This window comes from Chromobacterium sp. W521, assembly GCF_052805975.1.
The window spans coordinates 474,542-497,967 of record NZ_JBRBAF010000001.1 but is presented as its reverse complement, the minus strand read 5'-3'; the positions used below and the strand labels follow the sequence as shown (position 1 = coordinate 497,967).

At 60.4% G+C, this 23,426-nt stretch carries 19 protein-coding genes and 1 riboswitch; of the genes, 16 read left to right on the top strand and 3 right to left on the bottom strand.

From position 1 onward, the window contains the following. Positions 1-113 precede the first annotated feature (113 nt). Positions 114-207: riboswitch (TPP riboswitch) on the top strand. A gap of 50 nt (positions 208-257) precedes the next feature. The 4 genes from ACUXV1_RS02380 to ACUXV1_RS02365 are packed head-to-tail and all read left to right on the top strand — an operon-like array spanning position 258 to position 4,333. After that, positions 258-1,274, top strand: a complete 1,017-nt coding sequence (locus ACUXV1_RS02380; RefSeq protein WP_446014207.1) for a thiamine ABC transporter substrate-binding protein — start codon at positions 258-260, stop codon at positions 1,272-1,274. After that, entirely contained in the window at positions 1,271-1,819 is a 549-nt protein-coding gene (locus tag ACUXV1_RS02375; protein WP_081862490.1) for a GNAT family N-acetyltransferase, read from the top strand. Before ACUXV1_RS02380 ends, ACUXV1_RS02375 begins: the two co-directional genes overlap by 4 nt. After that, positions 1,819-3,372, top strand: a complete 1,554-nt coding sequence (locus tag ACUXV1_RS02370) for an ABC transporter permease (protein WP_203391397.1) — start codon at positions 1,819-1,821, stop codon at positions 3,370-3,372. Before ACUXV1_RS02375 ends, ACUXV1_RS02370 begins: the two co-directional genes overlap by 1 nt. Further along, the gene (locus ACUXV1_RS02365) at positions 3,365-4,333 is read left to right on the top strand and encodes an ABC transporter ATP-binding protein (RefSeq protein WP_446014208.1); all 969 of its coding nucleotides are present in this window, start codon (positions 3,365-3,367) and stop codon (positions 4,331-4,333) included. Before ACUXV1_RS02370 ends, ACUXV1_RS02365 begins: the two co-directional genes overlap by 8 nt. Here ACUXV1_RS02365 and motA read toward each other — a convergent pair. Then, positions 4,317-5,177 carry a flagellar motor stator protein MotA gene (motA, locus tag ACUXV1_RS02360; protein ID WP_081554993.1) on the bottom strand — a complete coding sequence of 287 codons (861 nt, stop codon included), beginning with the start codon at positions 5,175-5,177 and terminating at the stop codon, positions 4,317-4,319. The genes ACUXV1_RS02365 and motA overlap by 17 nt on opposite strands. A gap of 778 nt (positions 5,178-5,955) precedes the next feature. Here motA and ACUXV1_RS02355 point away from each other — a divergent pair. The 7 genes from ACUXV1_RS02355 to ACUXV1_RS02325 all read left to right on the top strand — a co-directional run bounded on the left by ACUXV1_RS02355 (position 5,956) and on the right by ACUXV1_RS02325 (position 13,826). Then, positions 5,956-6,927, top strand: coding sequence for an N-acetylmuramoyl-L-alanine amidase (locus ACUXV1_RS02355; RefSeq protein ID WP_446014209.1), 972 nt, complete (start codon positions 5,956-5,958; stop codon positions 6,925-6,927). Between the two features lie 538 nt (positions 6,928-7,465). After that, positions 7,466-7,816 (top strand): hypothetical protein, encoded by a 351-nt coding sequence (locus ACUXV1_RS02350; RefSeq protein WP_156038746.1) that lies wholly within the window; start codon positions 7,466-7,468, stop codon positions 7,814-7,816. 358 nt (positions 7,817-8,174) lie between these two features. Beyond that, on the top strand, positions 8,175-8,702 hold the full coding sequence (locus ACUXV1_RS02345; protein ID WP_043631037.1) for a fimbrial protein: 528 nt from the start codon (positions 8,175-8,177) through the stop codon (positions 8,700-8,702). Positions 8,703-9,013: 311 nt separating this feature from the next. Next, positions 9,014-11,437, top strand: a complete 2,424-nt coding sequence (locus ACUXV1_RS02340; protein WP_043631039.1) for a fimbria/pilus outer membrane usher protein — start codon at positions 9,014-9,016, stop codon at positions 11,435-11,437. A gap of 16 nt (positions 11,438-11,453) precedes the next feature. After that, the gene (locus ACUXV1_RS02335) at positions 11,454-12,188 is read left to right on the top strand and encodes a fimbrial biogenesis chaperone (RefSeq protein WP_052370209.1); all 735 of its coding nucleotides are present in this window, start codon (positions 11,454-11,456) and stop codon (positions 12,186-12,188) included. Positions 12,189-12,218: 30 nt separating this feature from the next. After that, positions 12,219-13,232 carry a fimbrial protein gene (locus tag ACUXV1_RS02330; protein ID WP_194426544.1) on the top strand — a complete coding sequence of 338 codons (1,014 nt, stop codon included), beginning with the start codon at positions 12,219-12,221 and terminating at the stop codon, positions 13,230-13,232. Positions 13,233-13,298: 66 nt separating this feature from the next. Beyond that, positions 13,299-13,826 carry a fimbrial protein gene (locus tag ACUXV1_RS02325; RefSeq protein ID WP_019103935.1) on the top strand — a complete coding sequence of 176 codons (528 nt, stop codon included), beginning with the start codon at positions 13,299-13,301 and terminating at the stop codon, positions 13,824-13,826. Positions 13,827-13,894: 68 nt separating this feature from the next. On the opposite strand, the gene ACUXV1_RS02320 is transcribed toward ACUXV1_RS02325, so the two are convergent. Continuing rightward, entirely contained in the window at positions 13,895-14,764 is an 870-nt protein-coding gene (locus ACUXV1_RS02320; protein ID WP_043631044.1) for a D-alanyl-D-alanine carboxypeptidase family protein, read from the bottom strand. Between the two features lie 223 nt (positions 14,765-14,987). On the opposite strand from ACUXV1_RS02320, the gene uvrB reads away from it, so the two are divergent. After that, positions 14,988-17,000 carry an excinuclease ABC subunit UvrB gene (gene uvrB, locus ACUXV1_RS02315; protein WP_446014477.1) on the top strand — a complete coding sequence of 671 codons (2,013 nt, stop codon included), beginning with the start codon at positions 14,988-14,990 and terminating at the stop codon, positions 16,998-17,000. Positions 17,001-17,190: 190 nt separating this feature from the next. Here the strand turns inward: uvrB and ACUXV1_RS02310 are convergent, their stop codons facing one another. Beyond that, the gene (locus ACUXV1_RS02310; protein WP_043631048.1) at positions 17,191-18,162 is read right to left on the bottom strand and encodes a bile acid:sodium symporter family protein; all 972 of its coding nucleotides are present in this window, start codon (positions 18,160-18,162) and stop codon (positions 17,191-17,193) included. Between the two features lie 102 nt (positions 18,163-18,264). Between ACUXV1_RS02310 and ACUXV1_RS02305 the strand changes: the two genes are divergently transcribed. The 4 genes from ACUXV1_RS02305 to ACUXV1_RS02290 all read left to right on the top strand — a co-directional run bounded on the left by ACUXV1_RS02305 (position 18,265) and on the right by ACUXV1_RS02290 (position 23,350). Beyond that, on the top strand, positions 18,265-19,188 hold the full coding sequence (locus ACUXV1_RS02305; RefSeq protein ID WP_446014210.1) for a LysR family transcriptional regulator: 924 nt from the start codon (positions 18,265-18,267) through the stop codon (positions 19,186-19,188). A gap of 192 nt (positions 19,189-19,380) precedes the next feature. Further along, a complete protein-coding gene (locus ACUXV1_RS02300; RefSeq protein ID WP_043631051.1) occupies positions 19,381-20,598 on the top strand; it encodes an EAL domain-containing response regulator in 1,218 nt (405 codons plus the stop codon). Between the two features lie 11 nt (positions 20,599-20,609). Then, a complete protein-coding gene (locus ACUXV1_RS02295; RefSeq protein WP_043631053.1) occupies positions 20,610-21,119 on the top strand; it encodes a molybdopterin-dependent oxidoreductase in 510 nt (169 codons plus the stop codon). Positions 21,120-21,124: 5 nt separating this feature from the next. Then, positions 21,125-23,350, top strand: a complete 2,226-nt coding sequence (locus tag ACUXV1_RS02290) for an ATP-binding protein (protein ID WP_446014211.1) — start codon at positions 21,125-21,127, stop codon at positions 23,348-23,350. Positions 23,351-23,426: the final 76 nt, after the last annotated feature.

Sequence of the window (23,426 nt, the reverse complement as noted above, 5' to 3'; positions counted from 1 at the left end):
CGGGCGCAAGCCTATTTAGCTTAGAAGGCGCTTGTCATCGGTGTGTTAAGGCGCCGCCCGACTCTGTTAAAGAGTGTTGGCTGTCAGCGCGCGGCAGCTGGGGTATACTGGCCGGCTGTCACCAGGGGTGCCCGCGCGCGGGCTGAGAAAATACCCTGCAACCTGATCTGGGTCATGCCAGCGGAGGGAGCGTGATGCGCGGGCGCTGCCCGCATTCCGCTTGCTCCGGCCAATAGCCATTGTGTACGGAGATGTCCATGAAGTGTTTTCCCTCTTTGATCGCCGTTACGCTGGCGACGGTCAGTCTGGCCGCGTCGGCGGCCGAACTGCGCGTGCTGTCGCACAGCTCGTTCACGGTGTCCAAGCCTCTGCTCGCGGAGTTTGAAAAGCAGAACGGCGCCAAGGTGTCCATCATCAAGGCCGGAGACGCCGGCGAGATGCTGAACAAGCTGATCCTGACCCGGGCCAATCCCATCGCCGACGTGGTGTTCGGCATCGACAACAGCCTGATCGGCAAAGCTCAGCAGGCCGGCGTGCTGGCGCCGGTGCCGGCGGCGCTGGCTCAAGGCGGCAAGGCCGCTTTGCCGGGCGCTGTCAGCATAGATTACGGCTACGTCACGCTCAATTACGACAAGGCCTGGTTCGCTCAGCGTCAATTGGCCTTGCCCAAGACCTTGGAGGATTTGACCAAGCCGGCCTACAAGAACCTGCTGGTGGTGCAGAATCCGGCCACCTCCAGCCCTGGGCTCGCCTTCATGCTGTCCACCGTCGCCGCGATGGGCGAGGACAAGGCCTTCGCCTTCTGGGGCCGCTTGCGCGACAACGGGCTGAAGGTCAGCAAAGGTTGGAGCGAGTCCTATTACACGGACTTTTCCAAAAACGGCGGCAGCCGGCCGCTGGTGGTCAGCTACGCCACCAGCCCGGCCGCGGAGGTGTTCTACAGCAAGCAGAAACTGAACGACGCGCCCACCGGCAATCTGCCCTTGAAAGGCGGTGTGTTCCGTCAGGTGGAAGGCGCGGCTCTGGTCAAGGGCGGCAAGGAGGCGGCGCTGGGCGAGAAATTCATCGCCTTCCTGCGCTCCGAGGCGGTGCAGAAGGATGTGACCACTACTATGTGGATGTATCCGGTGATGGACAAGGTGGCCTTGGATCCGGTTTACCGCTTCGCCGAGCAGCCGACCGCGCACGACACTCCGGACAGCAAGGTGATCGCCGAGCGCTCCCGGCAATGGGTGTCCCGCTGGACTCGGGTGGTATTGAAGGGCGGGCAATGATTCCGGATATCGAAACACCGCGGCTGCTGTTGCGTCATCTGGACCCGCAAACGCTGTGGCTGTGCCTGGCCGGCCAACCGGAAACGGCGGCCGAGCTGCTGGGCGCGCCGCTGGCGACGGAATGGCTGAACGAGCAGGACTTGATGGCTTTGCGGCTGGACGATATCGAACGCCAGCCCGATTACGCGCCCTGGTCGGTGCGCGCTTTGCTGCGTCGCGAGGATCTGACGATGGTGGGCCACGCCAACTTTCACTCCTTGCCCGGCCATCCTTATCTGGGCGGTTACGGCGACGTGGAACTGGGCTATACGATTTACCCGGCGTATCGCCGCCAAGGCTACGCCCGCGAAGCGGTGCTGGCGATGGGCGCCTGGGCGGCCCGGGCCGGCGCGCCGCGGCTGGTGCTGTCCATCGCGCCGGATAACCTGCCTTCGCAATGTTTGGCTGAGGCTTTGGGCTTCGCCAAGGCGGGCCAAAGCGAGGACGAGGATGGCGTGGAGGATGTATTGACCGCCTGTTGGCCGTTGAAGGGAACGCAGTCTTGATGCTGAGCGGTAGGAGCCGCCTATTGCTGGCGGCGCCCCCCTTGCTGTTTTTGCTGGCCATGTCCGCCTTGCCGTTGGCGCGCTTGTTGCAGGAGGGCGGAGAGCCGCTGTCCTTCGGTTTGCTGAGCGATCCCTATCTGCGCTGGCGCATGTTGTGGTCGGTGCTGCAGGGCGGCGCGACTTGCTTGCTGGCCTTGTTGCTAGGCGTTCCGGCGGCGTGGGCGCTGGCCCGATTCCGTTTCGTTGGGCGCGGCTTGGCGCTGCGCCTGCTGATGTTGCCTTTTGTGATGCCCACCTTGGTCGCCGGGGTAGGAGTGCTGGCGCTGTTCGGCCCGCGAGGATTGAGCGGGCTGAATCTGCAGGACTCGCCCTGGCTGTTGCTGTACGGCAATCTGTTTTTCAATCTTCCGCTGGTGATTCGCTCCGCCGCCGATGGCTTCGCTCAGGTGCCCGCCAGCCGGCTGGCCGCTGCCCGCAGCCTGGGCGCCGGCCGCTGGCGCGCGTTCTGGCGGGTGGAATGGCCGGCGGCGCTGCCCTGGCTGCTGCCCAATCTTTGCTTGGTATTTCTCTACTGTTTCTCCGGCTTCGGTCTGGCCTTGTTGCTGGGCGGCCAGCGTTACGCCACGGTGGAAGTCGAGATCTACACGCTGGTGGCGTATGAGCTGAACCTGGCCGACGCCGGCGCGTTGGCGTTGTTGAGCCTACTGGTGGCCGGCAGCGTCGCTGCGGTTTACGCCTGGCTGGAAGCGCGTTTGGGCGTGCCGGCGCGCTGCGAGCCGCTGCTCCCCGCGCCCGCGCGGACCTGGGTGGACCGCGCCTGGCTGACGGCGGCCCTCGCCATCCTGTTGATCTTCGCAGGCTTACCCTTGCTGGCGGTGCTGTGGAAAGCGTTGTCCGCGCTTGATGGGCTGCCCGCGCTGTGGGATGAGGAACTGCGGCTGGCCTTGTTCAATTCGGCGCGCTTCACTGTGATGACCGTGCTGCTGTCCGGGCTGCTGGGCCTGTGCCACGCACTGGCGGCGGGGCGTTGGTTGTGGCTGCGGGCCTTGGCGTTTCTGCCTTTCGTGGTGTCGCCGGTATGCGTGGCTTTTGGCCTGTTGCTGCTGTACCCAAGCTGGAGCGCCAATTTGGCCATGCTGTTGGCGGCCTACATTTTGTTGGCCTATCCCTTCGTGGCCAAGGCCGCCGGCGCGGCGCTGGACGGCATGCCTGAACATCTGGCGCAGGCGGCGCGCTCCCTGGGCGCCAGCCCTTGGAAGGTGTTCCGGCGGGTGGTTTGGCCCTTGCTGCAACCTGCTTTGCGGCGCGGGCTGGCCTTCGCCGCCGCCACTGCGGTGGGGGAGTTCGCGGTTACCTTGTTTCTGTCCCGGCCGGAATGGCTGACCTTGACCACCTTGATTTATCAAAAGCTGGGCCGGCCCGGTGAGGCCAACGCGGACGCGGCGATGCTGTTGTCCGGCCTGCTGATGGTGCTGGCCACACTGGCTTTTGCCGTGATTGAAAGCGGGACGGCTAGACCGGGGGAGCCGGAGAAAGGAGACCGGTGTGCTTGAGCTCATAGGAATTGAAAAGCGTTTCGGCGCGCGGGTGGCGGCGGATGGCGTATCGCTGGAGGTGGCGGCCGGGGAGACTCTGGCCCTGCTGGGACCGTCCGGCTGCGGCAAGAGCAGCTTGCTCAAAATCATCGCCGGCCTGCTGCCGCTGGACGGCGGCGCCGTTCGTTTTGAAGGCGAGGACATCAGCCGGCTGCCGCCGGAGCGGCGCGGCTTCGCGCTGATGTTCCAGGATTTCGCTCTGTTTCCGCATTTGGACGTGGCGGGCAATGTGATGTTCGGCCTGATCGAGCGCGGGCAGTCCCGTGCTCAGGCCGCTCGCGAGGCGGAGGCGATGCTGGAGCGGTTGGGGTTGGGCGGTTATCAGCGGCGCAAGGTCTGGACCTTGTCCGGCGGCGAGCAACAGCGGGTGGCGCTGGCGCGCGCGCTGGTGACCCGGCCGCGGCTATTGTTGCTGGACGAGCCGTTTTCCAGCTTGGACGCGCACTTGCGAGGCCAGTTGCAAAGGGAGTTCACGCAGCTGCTGACGGAGTCGGGGATCCCGGCGATTCTGGTCACGCATGACCGGGAGGAGGCGTTCGCGATGGCGAGCCGCGCCGCCGTCTTGCATCAGGGGCGCATCGTGCAATGCGACGCGCCGCGGCATCTGCTGGCTAGGCCTGCAAACGCATGGCTGGCACGTTTCATCGGTTATGAAAACGTGCTGGAGCATGCTGTGGTGCCAGGCCGCGCGCTGCGGTTGGGGCCGCAGTACCCGCCGGCGCGTATTGAGTCGCTGACCTGGCTGGCGGACGGCGCCCGCGTGGAAGTGGCCGCGCAGGCGGGGCGTCTGAGTCTGAGCCTGTCCGCGCGCGAGGCGGCGAGCCTGGGCGCGGAGTTGCGGCTAGGCGGCCAGTTTGGCCTGGGGGTGAACGCCGAGGAGCTGATCCCCTTGCCGGGCGAGCTTAGCGCAGGCTCTTGATGCGTTCTTCCAGTTCTTCGAATTCCGGGCGTTCGCTCGAAAACAGCACCTTGCGGCCAAACTCGATGGCGCTGGGCGGCGGATAGCCCTGCATGCCGGCCAGCAGCACGGTCTTGATGCATTGCAATTCCTTGCTGTCCTCGTCCAGCTTCTGTTCCAGCAGCGAGCCCAACGGCGTCACCATGCCGTAGGACAGCAGGATGCCTAGGAAGGTGCCGACCAAGGCGGAACCTATCATGCCGCCCAGCACCGCAGGCGGCGCGCCGACCGAGGCCATGGTGTTGACCACGCCCAACACGGCGGCGACGATGCCGAAGGCCGGCAAGGCGTCTCCCAGGCGCTGGATGGCGGCGATGGGCGCCATGCCCTCCTGATGGTGGGTTTCCAGTTCCACATCCATCAGGTTCTCAATTTCAAAGGCGTTCAGATTGCCGCTGACCATGATGCGAAGGTAGTCGCGGATAAAGCCCAGCGCGTGATGGTCGCCGGCAATGGCCGGGTACTTGTTGAAGATAGGGCTTTGCTGCGGCGCGTCGACATCGGCCTCCAGGGCCATCATGCCCTCTTTGCGCGCCTTGACCTGCAGCTCGTACAGCAGGCTGAGCAGATCCAGCGCGCGGGCCTTGTCATGGCGCGATCCCTTGAGCGCGGCGGGCAGCGCGCGCGCCACCGCTTTCAGGTTCTTGGTCTGATTCGCGACGATGAAGGCGCCCAGCGCGCCGCCCAGAATCGCCATCATCTCGGTGGGCATCGCGGAGAGAATGGCGCCGATGGCGCCGCCGTGGATCAGGAAGGCGCCGAAGATCATGCCGATCACGACGACGTAGCCGATGATTACATTCATAGGAAGGAGTCCCAAGCGATTTGGGCCGCGGAGGGAGCGGCGCGTTTGCGAGATTAAAGAAGGCGGAATGTTTGGAGCCTGCCCTCGCTTTCGCGAGAGAGGGGCCAGGCGTTGCTGCGGAGAAAACGGTGTGTGCTAGCGGTACATGAGCATTTCGAAGCAGCACTCACCGTGTCACGTCTTACAACGCGCAGCAGATCGTAAACAGGAGCTCAGGCGCGGGGCGGCCGGTGCGGAGGTGCGGGCGGGTGGCGCAGTGAAAGGACGGTGGCGAAGCCGGGCCAGCCTGACTCCACCGTGTTTGCCGCTAAGCCTGGACATGCGGATGGCAAAGTCTGGCACTCTCCGCATCCGCCCTGTTCGCCGCCGCAGTGGACATGGCTGCCGCTCGCGATTTGCATTGTGGTTATGTCTTGGCTGGCGGCATAGGATGGGCTGGCGCGGCCAAGCGCGTCGTCGGCGCGAACCGCGCCGTTGGCCAAGGATAGGGCCTGCCAAAGAATGAACAGCAGCAGGGCCAGCCGGGTAATGGATTTGAATGCCGATAGTCTCAATGCAGGTTTCCCATGAGTCGCTGCGCAATCTAAAGCAGGATCTGCAGGTTGGCAAGCCTGTATGCGTGGTTTAGCGCTGAAACTGAGCATTTCCATGTTAATTAAATGGCATTTATAATGCCAATATCTTAATTGGAACTATTTATTAGTTTAAAAACTCTACCTTTGCAGTGTGCGCCGGGAAAATGACCGCGCGCATACTTGACGATAAGGTTGAATGGAAAATGATCAGTAGAAGACACATTTTGGGTTGGACAGGGGCTTTGCCCCTGCTGGCGCCGTTGGCGGCCAGCGTGTTGAGTTCTGCTTGCGTCAGCGCGGCGGGAGCAGCCAAAAGCTATCGGATAGACGCCAGCGTGGTTTCCGAAAATCAGGATTCCAGGGTTCGCAACCTGGTATTCCATTACACCGCCGTGCCCAACGCTCTGGCGCTGGAAATGCTCACGCAGGGCCAGCACGGAGCCAGTGCGCATTATCTGGTGCCGGATGCCGCTTTGCTGGGCATGTCCAACAAGGTGTACCAATTGGTGCCGGAAGAGCGCAGAGCTTGGCACGCCGGGCGCAGTTACTGGCAAGGAGACCGGCTGATCAATTCCAGTTCCATCGGCATCGAGATTGTGAATCTGGGCTATCCATCCCCGGAAGAGGACGAACTGCCCCTGATGCGGCGGCAGTGGTTTGACTTCGATGAGGCGCAGGTCTCGGTGGTGGCGCAGTTGGCGGCGGACATTATCGCGCGGCATCAGATTCCGCCGCACAAGGTCGTGGGGCACTCCGACGTATCGCCGGGGCGCAAAGTGGACCCCGGCCCCAAGTTCCCGTGGGAGCGCTTGTACCGCGACTACAACATCGGGGCTTGGCCGGAGCGCGAGGCGGTGCAGTTCTACCTGCGGCAAGTGCCTTATCGCGGAGACATACGGGATTTGCAGAAACGCTTGCTGGATTACGGCTATGAAGCGCCGCAAACCGGCGCGCTGGATAAAGAGACCCAGGAGGTGGTGGCGGCTTTCCAGATGCATTTCCGGCCAGCGCGTTATGACGGCGTGCCGGATACCGAAACTTCCGCGATTCTGGACGCCTTGCTGGAAAAGTACTTTAACCGGACGCGGCCTGGACGGGCGCTGGAGGCGAAGCCGGCCGCGCCGCCGAAAAAAGACAATGGAAAGGGCAGCGATACCTGGCCGCTGATGCCTTAGGATCTGCTCTTCGACCCGCTAACAAAACTCCCGATCCTGGGGTGCGCCTCCTTGTCGTACGACTGGTACTGTAGCTTCGCAGAAACTTCGTTTTCTGCGTCGGCGCGCCTTGGCTCAGGTTCTCTGCGAGGCTTTCTTAGCGGCTCTTGGCATAATTTTGTCATTAACGCCGGCGGCAGGCCGGCGGATCAAAGGGACGGCATGCCGTCCCTTTTTTTGTCACTGTTTTTCAGGGGGCGGGAGGGGGACTGCTCCGCCCATCCATTGTATTGACGGCGACCGCGCTAAGTTTGTGCCATAACGATAGTCAGACGTCGTTATTTGATATGTTTAACTAAAACCTAATTAAACATGCATTTATTAGTAAGTTTTTGTTAATTCTAAAACAAAATAACTTGTAAGAAAAACTATCAAATAGCCCTTTCAATTTAAATGTCACTTGTACTAGAATGCAATTGAACTAGGCTGGCTTACAAAAAAAGCCAAAACCTAAAAGCATTTGATTACTAATGGCGGGATTTAGAAAGGAAGGTCGAAAATGAAACGTCTGCACGCACTTGGACTGGCAGCCCTGCTTTCCGTTCTTTCTTCCGCTGCAATGGCACAAGGCGGCCAGGTGCACTTTTATGGCGCCATCGTTGAAGGCGGCTGCAGCGCCCAGACTCACGAAGTGGCGAGCGCCGACGCAGCCCGCGCCAAGCCCGCTTTGGAACTCAACCAATGCGCCAGCCCTGCCACGTTGACGCTGGACAGCGCGGCGGCCTCCCAGCAAGGCAAGATCGCTAGTCTGAATGTGCGCAAAGGCGAGAACCAGTTCAGCAGCCGCGATCTGCTGCGCAGTGCCACCGCCCGGGCAGGCGCAGTGAATCTGGTGGTCAACTACTTCTGATTTCAGCCCATATCTGTTCAATAAATCAGCAAAAAACCCACACGGCATGAATTGTGTGGGTTTTCTTTATTTGAAGTGTTGTTTTATTGCAAATATCGCTCAATCCTTAACAAATCCCTGAAATAAAACAAATATTCAAGATTGATTCATCAAATCGTTTAAAGTCAGCGAGGCGTTTTTTTGTGTTTATTTTAAAGAAATAATTTAATATGAAACAAAAAAACCTACGCAATGGGTCTGCTTGCTACTATTCGTCTGCGTTCCAGTACTGCATGTCAGCACTGGCGGATAGTCCGCGACGTGGCATGCCAGGCTGCAATGCGGTTTGAAAATGATTACCTATTAGTCGGAGTCAAGAATGAAAAAATTTGTATTTGCCGGTTCCCTGATGGCTGTTGCCGCTTCCTCTATTTTCGCCGCCGCTGGCACCCTGGATGTTAAGGGCGAAATCGTTACCGCAGCTTGCGGCCTGGATTCCAAGAGCGTGAACCTTGAAGTTGGTCTGGGCAAAGTGCCGACCCATGTATTCAAGAAAGTGGGCGACCGTTCGGCTCCGACTCCGTTCCAGATGACCCTGACCGACTGCACCACCACCACGCTGAAAACCGTGGCTGTGATGTTCTCCGGCACCGCTGGCGCCAACAACGAACTGATGGCTCTGAAGAGCGGCGGCGCCAAGGGCGTGGGCGTTCGTCTGGTGAACACCAACAATGGCGACCAGATCAAGCTGAACCAGTACGGCACCGCTGTTAATCTGGTTGACGGCAACAACACCCTGAACTTCAGCGCCGCATACGAAGCCGACGGCGCCAAAGCCGGCGACGCAGTAACCGTGACCCCGGGTCAGGCTGATGCCTTCGCCGTATTCGATCTGCAGTACAAGTAATCCGCAGTTCGATTCAAAAACGGAACCAAGCAAAGTTCCGACCCCTATCTCCTTGTGCCCTGACGGTCTGTTCGCTTAGGCGATGATCAGGCCTGGTTTGTCCGCTGTCAGCAATGAGTAGTCTGCAAACCAGGGCATGAGGATAGTCATCTGCAAGTATTCCCCAAGGCATACACCTGCGCCTGAAAACGGGCGCGGCTTCGTCATTCCTTGGCGGGACAGAATCAAGGCCGGCGCAATCTGACGCGACGGTGTGTTTTGGCAGAGCCGCCGTGAGGCGGCGCATGCACTTAATCGGGATATCCGCAGGCATGAACAAACATCGCATTTACAGTGTGGCAGTGGCGCTGACGCTCGGCCCTTGCATTGCCCATGCGGTGGAGTTCAACGACGCCTTTTTGCAGCTGGACCCGAGCAGCAGCGTCAGCCTGGAGCAGTTTGAGCAGGCCGGTTATATCGTGCCGGGCCGCTATATCGCCGATGTATACCTGAACCAGCGCTTTTTGCAGCAGTTGGAGCTGGATTTCCGCCCGGAAGGCCCCGATCAGGCGGTGCGTCCCTGTCTGCCGCCGGATTTGATCCGTCAGCTTGGTCTGCGCTCCGGCATTGTCTGGCCGCAGAACGAGCAGTGCGTTGATCTGTCTGCGGTCAGCGCCGCCAAAGTGCGTTACAGCAAGAGCAATGCGCGCTTGGATATCTCGGTGCCGCAAGCGGAACTGGCTTATCGCGATGAAGACTATGCGCCGCCGGAGACCTGGAACGACGGCGTGCCGGCCGCGATGCTGGATTACCGAGTGTTCTATCAGCGCACCGACAACGGCCTTGGCGCCAGCAGCAGCAAGACCACCAGCTACGGCGTGGCCGGCGCCAACGCCGGCCCTTGGCGGCTGCGCTCCAATTACCAGTACGACGACAGCGCGACTAACCGCAGCCGCCTGAGCTGGAACAATACCCAGGTTTATCGCGATCTGCGGGGCATGCAGGCGCGTCTGACCCTGGGCGAAGTGTTCAAGACTTCCGAGATTTTCGACGCCTTCTCCATGCGCGGCGCCACGCTGAACAGCGACGACCGCATGATTCCGCAAAGCCTGCGCGGCTACGCGCCACAGGTCAACGGCGTGGCCAAAACCAATGCCAAGGTGACCATTCGCAACCAAGGGCGGGTGCTTTACACCACCAATGTGCCGCCAGGCCCGTTTTCCATTCGCGATCTGAACAGCAGCACGCAAGGGCAGTTGGATGTGACTGTGGAGGAGGCCGACGGCAGCCAGCAGACCTTTACCGTCAATACCGCCTCGGTCCCCTTCCTGACGCGTAACGGCATGTGGCGTTATAAGGCGGCCATCGGTCAGGCGGATCAGAACGGCAGCGTGTCCCACCCCAATGTGGCCAGCGCCGAGGCGTCTTACGGCCTGACGCAGACCTTGTCGCTGTACAGCGGCTTCATTGCGTCCGCGGACTATCGCTCGCTGGCGATGGGCTTCGCCAAGGATCTCGGCAGCTGGGGCGCTTTGTCCGCCGACATGACGCAGGCCAACGCTCAAATGCGAGGCGGCGTGAACATGGCCGGCCGCTCTTACCGTTTCAACTACGCCAAGAAGTTTGAAAGCCTGAACGCGGACATCCGCCTGTTCGGCTATCGCTTTTCGGACCGTAATTTCCGATCCTTCGGTCAATTCCTCAGCGATCTGGACGGCCAGACCTATATCAGCGACAAACAGCGGGTGGGTATGACCGCCAGCAAGACTTTCGGCCAGACCAATGTGTTTCTGTCGGCGGAAAAATCCACTTATTGGAACGCCACCGCCACCCAGCGGGTGGATTTGTCGCTAAGCCGCGACGTCAATATCGGTTCCTTGCGCAACGTCAGCCTCAACTTGTCGGTGCAGAATCTGCGTGATCAGACCGGCAGCAGCAACCGTGTTTACCTGGGCTTGAGCATGCCGCTGGAGAATAACCGCCGCATCGGCTACGACATTCAGGGCAGCGCCGGCAATACCAGCCACACGGTGCGCTATTCGGACAGCAGTACCCCCAACCACAGCTACAACGTGGCGATGAGCGCGGATACCCGTTCCGGCAAGCCGCTCGTGTCCGGCGACTATCATTACACCGGCCGCGTCATGCAGGCCGATGTTTCGGCCAGCAAGCAGCAGGGCGGTTACAGCAGCGTGTCCGCCGGGATGGGTAGCTCGCTGGTATTGCACGCCGGCGGCCTGACCATGGGCAACAGCTACGGCGGTGAAACCCGCATGTTGGTGGATACCGACGGCGTGGCTGGCGTGCCGGTGTACGGCGTGCCGGCGCTAACCGACCGCAACGGCTTCGCCATGCTGAGCAGCGTGGCGCCGTACTACAGCCAGGACGTGCGCTTGGACGACGACAATATGCCGGACTCCGTAGAGGCCAGTTCCGTGGTGCGCCGCGTGGTGCTGACTGAAGGCGCGGTGGGGCGCACTGAGTTTCCGGTCAAAGTGGGACGTAAGGCCTTGCTGACGGTGAGGCTGCCAGATGGCAAAATGCCGCCTTTGGGCGCCACCGTGAGCGATGTGGCCGGCAAGCGCGATGTCGGCATGGTGGGCGATGGCGGCTTGACCTTCGTCACTGGCTTGAGTCCGACACCCAAGCTGGAAATTTCCTGGGGCAAGACGCGTTGCCGCGTGGACCCGCTGCCGGCCGATTACGAGCTGAGCCAGGGCGGCCGCGACATGACATGCACGCCTCTCGCAGAATAAAGAATAAGGAATCGATATGAAAACTCTTCATCGCGCACTGGGGCTGGCGAGCGTTTTGGCCACGTTGACCGCGCCGCTAACGGCCCAGGCCAACATATTGCTGGACCGTACCCGGATGATTTATCTGGAGCAGGACAAGAACGTCAGCATGGTGCTGACCAACAAGAACCCTGAGCAACCCTATTTGGTTCAGTCCTGGCTCAGCGACGGCGAAGGCAAGCGCCTGGCTTCGCCCTTCCTGGTGTTGCCGCCCTTGCAGCGTATCGAGGCCGGCGAGAAGGGCGTAGTGCGCTTGAGCCGCATTCCGGATCCCAGCTTGCCGTCCGACAGGGAATCGCTGTTTTATCTGAATGTGCAGGAAGTGCCGCCCAAGAGCGACAAGGACAATGTGCTGCAACTGGCGATCAAGTCGCGCATCAAGGTGTTCTACCGTCCCAAGGAGGCTCAATTGCCGCGTGGCGAAAACCCGGCCAACAAGCTGCAGCTGAGCTTCGACGCCGCCGCCGGCAAGCTGGTGTTCAAGAACCCTAGCCCGTATCACCTGACCCTGGTGGGGCTGGAGCTGCCGGGAGACAAGAAGCCGCGCGATATGGACGGCCTGATGGTGCCGCCCAAGGGCGAGGCCCGTTTTGCGCTGAAGGCGCTGCCGGCCAGCCTGAAGCTGAGCAACATCAATGATTTCGGCGCTCAGGATACCTTTACCTTCGTTTGCGCGGACGGCCAATGCCAGTACCGCGAAGACAAGAAATAATTCCGCAAGCGCACAGCGCAGGGAGAGCCAATGTTGAATCGTCGTTTGCCGCGTTTGCTATTGATGGCCGCGCTGGCCATGCTGCCGGCCTTGAGCCACGCTCTGGCGTGCAAGGAAGGGGGGCGCAATGGCTCCGCCATGATTACGAGGGATATTGGCTCTACCATTAAGGTTCCAGTGACCTTGCCGGATGGAAGAGAGATTTGGCACTCCGAAGATAGGACTGTCAATGTAACATGTTACAAAGATAATAGTGTTTCTATGAGGGAGCAGGTTTATTTTTATCCGAACCCTCGTAATAACAACAATGCCAAAGGTGTAAAGTTTGGTGTAGTTTATAATGGCAGAACTTATTGGGGGGTTAACGCTAGTGATAGAATCCCAACCGGTTATTATATTGACGAGTGTAATCTTGGAGGGAATTACGATAAGTGCAAGGAGGTGAATTTTTCACTTACTTTTCAAGTTGTAATAGCTAAGCAGGGCACGATTCCCACAAGTGGTATAGGGATGTCTGAGTTTCAGGTGCTTCAGTTTGATGGCGAGCTGGGTATTAATAATAAAGAAAATTCCAACTTGGTCTACAAGGTGGTGGGGTTGGGTAAAATTACGCCGATCCAATGCGCTGTAGAAGTGCGCTTAGACCCTGCTTCCAATACATTGGATTTTGGTCGTATTGTCAGAAGTGTCAAAGGCCTCGTGCCCGCTGTGCCTCGAAAAGATTTCCGGCTAAATTTGGTTAAAACCTGTGATGACCCAGTAAAAATTAATGGCTATTTCACTGGGAAGAATGGCTTGACGGATACTTATACGGCTACTTTGGTTAAAAAGAAGGATAGCTCTGATAGCGGTTTAGGCTTGCAGTTATTCTTTAATGACGGTCGTCAACTACGTTTTGGACAATCTGAGTTTCTGGCTGATTTTAGTTTTGGCGATCGCCAGAAAACCGTGCCGATGTACGGAACCATTGTTCCCACTAATATGGGTAAAGTAGAAGAGGGCCCATTTCAGGGCATGATTAATATCGATCTGGATTATATCTAAGCGGCTTGGGCCGTCTGGTCTTCGGATGATCAGACGGTTAACTGAAGTGGCGTAAGGAGTGGAGCAATGAAATTCAAGGCGATGGTGCTGGCTTTGGCGCTGGCGGCGCCGCTGGCGCATGCGGCTGACGGCACCTTGAACGTTTTCGGCGAGCTGGTATTGAGCGCCTGCGGTCTGGATCCCAATTCACAAAGCCTAGAAGTGGGGCTGGGCCTGGTGTCCTCGCAAATGTTCCGCAAAATCGGCGACCGTTCCCGTCCGGTGGCCTTCGACATCCGGTTGACCGAGTGCTCCATCGACACCATGACAACGGTGGCGGTCCGCTTTAACGGAGAGGCCGACCGCGACAACGGCGAACTGATGGCGATCAACGGCAGCGCCGCTGGCGTGGGCATCCGCCTGATGGGGCCGGGCGGCGGGGACATTGTGCTGGGTCAGTATTCGCCGCTGGTGGGCTTGACCAACGGCAGCAACACGCTGCGCTTCAACGCGATGTACGAATCCACCCGCGCACCCGTGCCGCAAGGGCAGGAAGGCGGGATCAAGCCGGGCTCGGCCAACGGCCTGGCTCAGTTCGACTTGCGTTATATGTGAGCGGATGTAATGAAAACGGCCCTTCCGTCATTTGACGGAAGGGCCGTTTTCATTTGGGAACGGCGAGCTCAGCCGGCCAACCAGTTGCCGGGGTGCGCCTCCAGCCAGGTTTTGATGCTTTTGGCGTCGTTGACGCGGGCGGCGCTACCGCCGGCGGCCAGCAATACGATGATCAGAGGTTGGGATCCCACCGTGGCCTGCAACACCATGCAGCGGCCGGCTTCTTGGATGTAGCCGGTTTTTTGCAGCGAAATCTCCCAGTCGCCTTCGCGCACCAGCGCGTTGCTGTTCTTATATTGCAGCACGCGGCGGCTCACCGATTGAATCTGGTGTTTCTCCGTGGTGGTGAAGGCGCGAATCAGCGGGTAGCCGTGCGCGGCGCGGACCATGCGGGCGAGGTCCGCGGCGGTGGAGGTGTTGCGCATATCCAGGCCGGTAGCGTCGTAAAAAATGGTTTCGCTCATGCCCAGGCTACGGGCTTTGCGATTCATGCGCTCCACAAAGGTGGCGGTGCCGCCGGGCAGCGCGGTGCGGGCTAGCGTGGCGGCGGCGCGGTTTTCGGACGACATCAGCGCCAGCAGCAGCATTTCCTTGCGGCTGAGAGTGGTGCCCACCGCCAGGCGCGAGGAGGTGTTTTTCACCCGGTCGATCTCGGCGTCGGACACAGTCACTTCTTGGTCCAGCGACGCTCCGGAATCCAGCAGCACCATCGCCGTCATCAGTTTGGTGATGGAAGCGATCGGCATGCGTTGGTGAATGTTCTTCTGGTACAAGGGTTCGCCGGTGATGCCGTTCAGCACCAATACCGAATGCGAATTCAGCCGCGGAACGGACTGGTCGGCCATTTGCGAGGCCACCATCACGCTGGACGGCGAGCCTGCCAGCACCGGCATGGCTAACGCCGCGGATACCAGCAGGCTTGCAATTTTCTTGATCATGCTTCACTCCAGGGAGAGCGGATTTAACGAAATCTCGGACCGAAAAATAGGCTCGCGACGTCTGCGTCGCAAGCCGTGTTTTATGCTCGGTCTGACTGTATTTTAAACAATGTTTTGACTGTGTATAGCCTGAATCGCAGCTTTTTTATATGCGGTCGCATCGGGGGTGTGAAGCAAGGGCGAACCGCGTAGAATCAGGCTATCTACTCCGATGTCTCGACCCATGCTGCGCACCTATCCCAACAGTCCGTTCAAACTGCATCAACCATTCGAGCCGGCCGGCGATCAGCCGGGCGCCATCGCTCAATTACTTGAAGGGCTCAGCGACGGTCTGTCCTATCAGACTTTGCTAGGGGTGACTGGGTCCGGCAAAACCTACACCATGGCCAACGTCATCGCCCAGAGCGGGCGTCCGGCCATCATCATGGCGCATAACAAAACGCTGGCGGCGCAGCTCTACAGCGAGATGCGGGAGTTTTTCCCGGAAAACGCCGTCGAGTATTTCGTTTCTTATTACGACTACTATCAGCCGGAAGCCTATGTGCCCAGCCGCGATCTGTTCATCGAGAAAGATTCCAGCATCAACGAGCATATCGAGCAGATGCGCTTGTCGGCGACCAAGTCCATTCTGGAGCGGCCGGACTGCATCATTGTCGCCACCGTCTCCGCCATCTACGGCATTGGCGATCCTTCCGATTACCATCAGATGATTTTGCATCTGAAAGAAGGGGAGACGCTGGCGCAGCGGGACATCATCAGCCGGCTGGCCACCATGCAGTATGACCGCAACGACATGGACTTCGGCCGAGGCACCTTCCGAGTGCGCGGGGATGTGATCGACATCTATCCGGCGGAAAGCAGCGATACCGCGCTGCGGGTCAGCATGTTCGACGACGAAGTGGAAACGCTGACCCTGTTCGACCCGCTGACCGGAACGACCAAACAGCGAGTGGGGCGTTTTACCGTGTTTCCCTCCAGCCACTACGTGACGCCGCGCGACACCGTGCTGCGGGCCTGCGAGCACATTAAGGAAGAGCTGCGCGCGCGATTGGAGTGGTATCAGAAGGAAGGCAAGCTGGTGGAGGCGCAGCGCCTGGAACAGCGCACCCGTTTTGACCTGGAGATGTTGTACGAGATGGGGTTTTGCAAAGGCATCGAAAACTACTCTCGGCATTTCTCCGGCAGGGGGCCTGGAGATCCTCCGCCCACGCTGATCGATTACCTGCCGAAAAACGCGTTGATGTTCATCGACGAATCCCATGTCACCGTGCCTCAGGTGGGTGCCATGTACAAGGGCGACGCCGCGCGCAAAGCCAATCTGGTGGAGTACGGCTTCCGCTTGCCGTCGGCGACCGACAACCGGCCGTTGAAATTTCACGAATTCGAATTGTTGATGCCGCAAACCATATTCGTGTCCGCCACGCCGGCCAACTACGAGAAGGAACACGCTGGACAGGTCGTGGAGCAAGTCGTGCGCCCCACCGGCCTGGTGGATCCTGTAATGGAAGTGAGGCCGGTGGCCACCCAGGTGGACGATCTGCTGTCCGAGATCCGATTGCGGATGGAGAAGGGCGAGCGCGTGCTGGTCACCACGCTGACCAAGCGCATGGCTGAACAGCTGGCGGATTACTACACCGAGCACGGTATCAAGGTGCGCTATCTGCACAGCGACATCGATACGGTGGAGCGGGTGGAAATCCTCCGCGACTTGCGTTTGGGGGTGTTCGATGTGTTGATCGGCATCAACCTGCTGCGCGAAGGCCTGGACATTCCGGAAGTCAGCCTGGTGGCGATTCTGGACGCGGACAAGGAGGGCTTCCTGCGTTCGGATCGTTCCTTGATTCAGACCATAGGCCGCGCCGCGCGCAACCTCAATGGCAAGGCCTTGCTCTACGCCGACCGCATTACCTACTCGATGAAGCGGGCGATGGACGAGACCGAACGCCGCCGCGCCAAGCAGATGGCTTTCAACGCCGAACACGGCATTGTGCCCAGAGGGGTGGAGAAAAAGATCAAGGACATCATCGACGGCGTCTACAGCGTGGAGAATGAGCGCAAGAAACTGGTGGACAACGCCAGAGTGGCGATGATGGACGAAAAATCCCTGGCCAAGGAAATCAAGCGTCTGGAGAAGGAAATGATGGAGGCCGCGCGCAATCTGGAGTTCGAGAAAGCGGCAGGCCTGCGCGACCAACTAAAGCATTTGAAGGAGCAGGCCTGGATCAACGACCTATAAGGCCTGTTAAAAAGTCCACCGCGCTGCGGGGCCACGGCGTCGAAATGCTCATGCACCGGCTTTGCATTCCGCTTTCTCCGCCGTTTTCGCCTTGGCTTTTTCCTGCTCGCGAGTCTTTGAACCGCTTGTAAGAGTCTTGCTGTTTTGTCTGCGCGGCGCCCCGTTCGAGTTCGAGCGGGGCGTCGTCTTTTTAATGAAGCGTTGCCGCCTGCTGCTGCCGGCGATAGTGCTGCGCAAGCGCCGCGCAAGCCATCAGCTGGATCTGGTGGAACAGCATCAGCGGCAGCACGATGGAGCCCAGCGCCGGCGCGGCGAACAGCACTTTGGCCATGGGGACGCCGCTGGCCAGGCTTTTCTTGGAACCGCAAAACACGATGGTGATCTGGTCCGCGCGGGAGAAGCCCAGCTTGCGGCTCAGCAGCATGGTGATGCCCAGCAGCAGTCCGAGCAGAACCAGGTTGACCAGCAGCAGCGCCGCCAGCGCCAGGGGAGGGGTTTGCCGCCATAGCCCGCTGATCACCGCGGCGCTGAAAGCGGTGTAGACCACCAACAGGATGGAACCCTGATCGACATAGCGCAGCAAGCCCTTGTTTCGGTCCACCCAGCCTCCTATCCAGCGGCGGGCGAGCTGCCCGGCGACGAAGGGCAGCAGCAGCTGCATCACGATGTCCAGCACCGGCCCCCAGCCCTGGCCTGCGCCATGGTGTTTAACCACCAGCAGGCTGACCAGCAGCGGGGTGATGAAGATGCCCAGGATGTTGGACGCGGTGGCGCTGCAAATGGCGGCCGGCACATTGCCCTGCGCCATTGAAGTGAAGGCGATGGATGACTGCACGGTGGAAGGCAGCATGCACAAGTAAAGGATGCCTAAGTAGAGCTGCGGCGTCAGCAACGGCTGCAGCACCGGTTGCAGTAGCAAGCCGAGAATCGGGAAAAGCAGGAAGGTGCAGCCCAGTACTAGCAGGTGCAGGCGCCAGTGGGAGGCGCCGGCCAACACGGCCTCGCGGGACAGCTTGGCGCCGTGCAAGAAGAACAGCAGCGCGATTGCCAGATTGGTGATGACGTTGAGCGCGACAGCGGCGTCGCCGGAGCAGGGCAGCGCGCTGGCCAAGGCGACGGTGGCGAGCAGGGACAGCGTGAAGGCGTCGAGTAGTTTGGGCATGGGGCGTGTGTCAATGCGGCGATGGCAGGAGAAACCGCTATTGAACCGCAGTGCAATTAAGAATACAAATGCATTTGTATGATCTATTCATGAGTAATTGATATGAGTGTAACTTTGCGTCAATTGCGGGTTTTCCAGGCCGTGATCGAACTGGGCGGTTTCAGCCGCGCAGGCGACGCGCTGGGCCTGACTCAGCCGGCGGTCAGCCGCGCGGTGAGGGAGTTGGAACAGGCCTTGGGCTTGCGTTTGTTCGACCGCACCACGCGGGAGGTAGAACCCACCGCGGCGGCTCGCCGTCTGCAGGGAAAGCTGACGCGAGTCCTGGAGGCGCTGCAAGAGGCGTTGAGCGAAGCTCGGATGGGGGGTGCTCAGGCCCACGGCGTGGTGCGAGTGGCCAGTAGCCCTACCTTGTCAGCCAGTCTGATGCCTTTGTTGATTGCGCGTTGTCGCCAGCGCTACCCGCAATTGAAGCTGGTGCTGCACGATCAGGTGCAACGATTGAACATCGAGGCGGTCACGAGCGGGGAGGTGGATTTCGGCCTGGTGGTGGAGCCCGACGCGGCTGTTCCGCTGGAGAGCGAACCCTTGCTGGAGGACGACTTCTGGCTGGTGTGCCGCAGCGACCACGATTTGGCCGCCCATGAGGCCGCGCATTGGGCGCAGTTGGACGGCCTGCCGCTGGTTTTGCTGGACCACAGCTCCGGCAGCCGCCGGCTGATTGATGAACTGCTGGTCAAGCATGGCCTGGCGTGCGAAGTGACACAGCAATTGGGACACTCGCAATCGGTGTTTCGGATGGTGGCGGCCGGCCTGGGCCTCAGCATCACGCCGGGGCTGGCCATGCCGCTGCCCGCCGGCGGCGGTTTGAGCGTATTGCCGCTGCTGCCTGTGGAAAGTCGCCGCATTGTGTTGATCAAACGACCGAACCGTTCCTTGTCGCCGCTGGCGCGGAAAGTTTGGCAGCTGGCGCTGGAAATGCGCGCGGAACTGGCCGCCGCGGCACGACCCGCCGCTTGGGGCGGCTGAGTTTGCCGGTCATGGCCGGGGACACCTGCTGGAAAAGACGAAGGCCGCGGGCTATTTAGATACTAGCAGGAGCAAAAACGGCCCTGAGCCGTGGCGCGGCGAAAAACAACGCAGAGAGGCTTGGTTGCGGAGGCTCGCACGGGCGCCGGTCGTGATAACAGCCAGCGGGAGATGGGCTAGATGGGGAAGACGATGCCGCAAATCTTGGTGGTTGACGACGAAGCCATATCCCGGCAGTTCCTGACCGCGGTGCTGCGCCAAATGGGCATGAGCAAGATATCCGAGGCGGTGGACGGCCTGGACGCGCTGATGCAGCTGGATGCAGGAGACCGGGCTTTCGACCTGATCTTTTGCGATTTGGATATGCCGAGGATGGATGGCGTTGAATTCGTGCGCCATTTGGGGGAGAGGGCTTACCAAGGCAAATTGCTGATCACCAGCGGTTTCGACGAGAGGGTGTTGGACAGCGTGGCCGATCTGGCGCGGATGTACGCGCTGCGTCTGTGCGGCGTCTTGCCCAAACCGGTGAATCCGGAGCAATTGCGGGCGATGCTGGCCGCGCCCATTGCCGCGGGAGAGGCGCTTTGTCTGCCCATGGAGCGGATCAACAGCGAAGAGTTGCGCCTGGGCATAGAGCGCGGCGAGGTGGTGCCGTTTTTCCAGCCGCAGGTGGACGTGGCCTGTGGTCGGGTGTTGAGCGTGGAGGTGCTGGCGCGCTGGCTGCATCCTCAACTGGGCTTGCTGGGCCCGCTGCAATTCATCGAACTGGCTGAACAGAGCGGCCTGATCACGCAGATGACCAAGCGCTTGTTCGCGGATGCGGCGCAAGCGTTGAAGCGTCTGGACGCGCGGAAACGCCTGAACATGTCGGTCAATCTTTCCATGCAGTCCTTGAAGGACTCCAGCCTGGTGACTTCCTTGGTGTCGATTGCGCGCGAAACCGGCTTGGAGATGTCCCGGGTGACGTTTGAAGTCACGGAAAGCGGCGTGATGGCGGATCCGGCCTCGGCGCTGGAAATCATGACCCGCTTGCGTTTGAAGGGCGCTGGCCTGGCAATTGACGATTTCGGCACCGGTTTCGCCAGCATGGACCGGCTAACGCGCATCCCGTTCACAGAATTAAAGATAGACAAAGGTTTCGTCATCGACGCGGCGGGCAACGCCACCAACCGTTCCATTTTCCTCGGCAGCGTCGAACTGGGGCGCAGGCTGGGGCTGAAAGTGGTGGCCGAAGGCGTGGCTTCCGAGGCCGAATGGGCCTTGTGCCGGGAGTTCGGCGTGTCAGCCGCTCAAGGTTCCCTGATCTCCCCGCCGGTAGACGAGGCCTCTTTCGCGGAATGGTTGGCGAGTTGCGGGGGAGATGTGTCGCAGTCAGCGCGGGATTGGATATTCATTGCAACGCCTACCTAAGCGAGAAAATCATGAGACGATTGGGAACCCTATTGCTGCTGCTCGGCCTGGCCGTGGCGACGCCCTTGGCCATGGCGGCCGACGCTTTGGCCAAACCCGCCGGCAAGGCGGTGCTAGTGATCAGCGGCAACATCAGCCAAAAGAACCAGGGTGACGCCGCGGCCTTCGACATGGCGATGTTGGCCAAGCTGCCGCAGCGCAGTTTCAGCACCCACACCCCCTGGTATCCTGGATTGACCCGCTTCTCCGGGCCGTTGCTGCGTGACGTGTTGGCCGCCGCCGGCGCTCATGGCAAATTGCTGAAAGCGGTGGCGCTGAACGACTACAAGACCGATATCCCCTTTGACGACGCCAGCCGATTCGACGTGATTCTGGCGACGCAAATGAACGGCAAGCCAATGCCGGTGCGTGAGAAAGGTCCCTTGTTCATCGTTTACCCCTACGACTCGCAAGAAGAGTTGCGTTCGGAACTGTATTACAACCGTTCCGCCTGGCAGCTCAAATCCCTGCTGGTACATTGAGCGCGATGAACACGCCGCAGCGAAGCTACTCCTCCTGGCGGAGCCTGATCTTGATCGGGGCGACGCTGGCCTGCGTGTTCGCCGGGGTGGCTTATATCCAGGTGCGTCAGGCGGATATGCTGAACACCGCCGCGCGCTACGAAGGCGATAACATCGTCTGGGCCTATTTTCAGCTCGAAACCGAGGCAATGAGGCTGCAGACGACGATAGAACATGTGCTGAACCATCAGCAGGACAGGGCGGAACTGCAAGAGCGCTACGACATCTTCGTCAGCCGCGTGGGAGTGGTCGACCACGGCCTGTACTCCAGTTTGTTGGACGGAACGCAGGAATATCAGCAGGCGCGTCCGAAGCTGGATGCCTTCATCCGCAAGGCCGACGTCTATTTCAGCCGCCAATCCGGAGCGGCGCTGGAGCTGGACGGCTTGCGGCGGCTGGACGCCGAGCTGGACCTGCTGAACGGACCGTTGCACGACCTCTCGCTGGTGGCTAATCAGCGCATGGCGGAGCAAGTGGACGCGCGCAACAAAAGCATGCAGCAACACATTGTGGTCAGCAATTGGTTGATGGCCTTCGAATGGGCGCTGATTCTCGGCTTCGCCACCATCGTGGTCCGGCAGTTGCGGCAATTGGAGCGGCGGCGGCACGAGCTGGAAGAACTGACCGACGTGCTGGAGCAGGCGCGGGTGCAGGCCGAGGCCGGCAGCATGGCGAAAAGTGTGTTTCTCGCCAATATGAGTCATGAAATCCGCACGCCGCTCAACGGCGTTTTGGGCATGCTCTCCTTGCTGGGAGACTGCACTCCCACGCCGGTGCAGGCTGACTACATCAAGACCGCCGAAGAGTCCGCTCGCCATCTGATGGCCTTGCTGAACGACGTGCTGGACGCCAGCAAGCTGGAGTCGGGCAAGCTGGACCTGCTGCCCACGGTGTGCAATTTGCGGCAATTGTTATTGCAATGCGAAAGCCTCATGCGCGGACAGGCCGTGGCGAAGGGGCTGGCCATGCGCATGGCGCTGGATTTGAACGTGCCCGAGTGGGTGCTGTGCGACCCGACACGCCTGCGGCAAATCCTGCTCAACTTGCTTAGCAACGCGATCAAGTTTACCGAGATAGGCGCAGTGACCATCCAGGCTGAAGCGGCGGAATCGGGCTCGGAAGGCGGGGCGGTGTTGCGGATCACGGTAAGGGACACCGGCATAGGCATGGACGACGCAACCCTGGCGCGTTTGTTCAAGCGTTTCTCTCAAGGCGACAGTTCCACTGTGCGTCAGTACGGCGGCAGCGGCCTGGGCCTGGAAATCTCCCAAAACCTGGCGCAACTGATGGGCGGTGGCATCACCGTGCACAGCGCGCTGGGCGCGGGCAGCGTTTTTGTGCTGTCGCTGCCCTTGCAGGCGATGAGCGCGCCGGAAGGCCGGGTCAAGCCGGGAGGCGGGGCGAGTCCGGCAGAGCCGGGGCGTCAGCTGCGCGTTTTAGTGGTGGACGACAACCCGGTCAATCGCAAATACATGCAAGCGATGCTGCAGAAGCAAGGGCATCTCGTCACCGTGATTCAGGAGGGTGCGGAAGCGGTGGAGGCGGCAACCCGGCAACCTTTCGATTTGGTTTTGATGGATTTGCACATGCCGGAGATGGATGGCATCGAGACAACAAGGCATTTGCGCGAACGCGCGATGACGCCGGGGATGAAAATCGTCGCTTTGACGGCCGACGTGCTCGCGGAAACGCGGGATAAAGCACTCGCCGGCGGGTTGGATGATTTTCTGGCCAAGCCGCTGCATGTGGAAGATTTCCAAGCCATGCTGGAGCGCCAGTTTGGCGATGGGCCGGCTCCGGAGCGCAGCGCCGAGCCCTCCACCTTGCCGGCCTTGCTGGACGTGGCGATGATAGAAAAAATGACGGAAATGCTGACCCTGGAAAAATACCGGGAGCTAGTGGCGCAATTCTTCTCCGGCAAGGTTGGCAGGGTGGACGAATTGCAGGCCGCCGCGCTGGCCGGCCAGCGGGATCAAGTGCGGCGCCACTCGCACAATTTGAAGGGCGCCGCGCTGACTTTGGGCTTCAGCGCGTTGGGCGGGTCCTGCGCCGGACTGGAGCGTTTGGCCTTGGCGGAGGAGGAAGGTTTGGCCGACGAGGCGGAAAGGGTGGTGCTCCTGTTCGACTCGACGCGTAGCGCCTGCATCGCGGCCGGCTATCTGGCCGGCATGGACTTGCCGGCGTTGCGTTAGTCGCGGAAGCTGCGTGAAAATCGCCGGCGCGCCTCTCGTGAGCGCGTGGCCGGCGGTGGAAGTGATAAGATCGAGG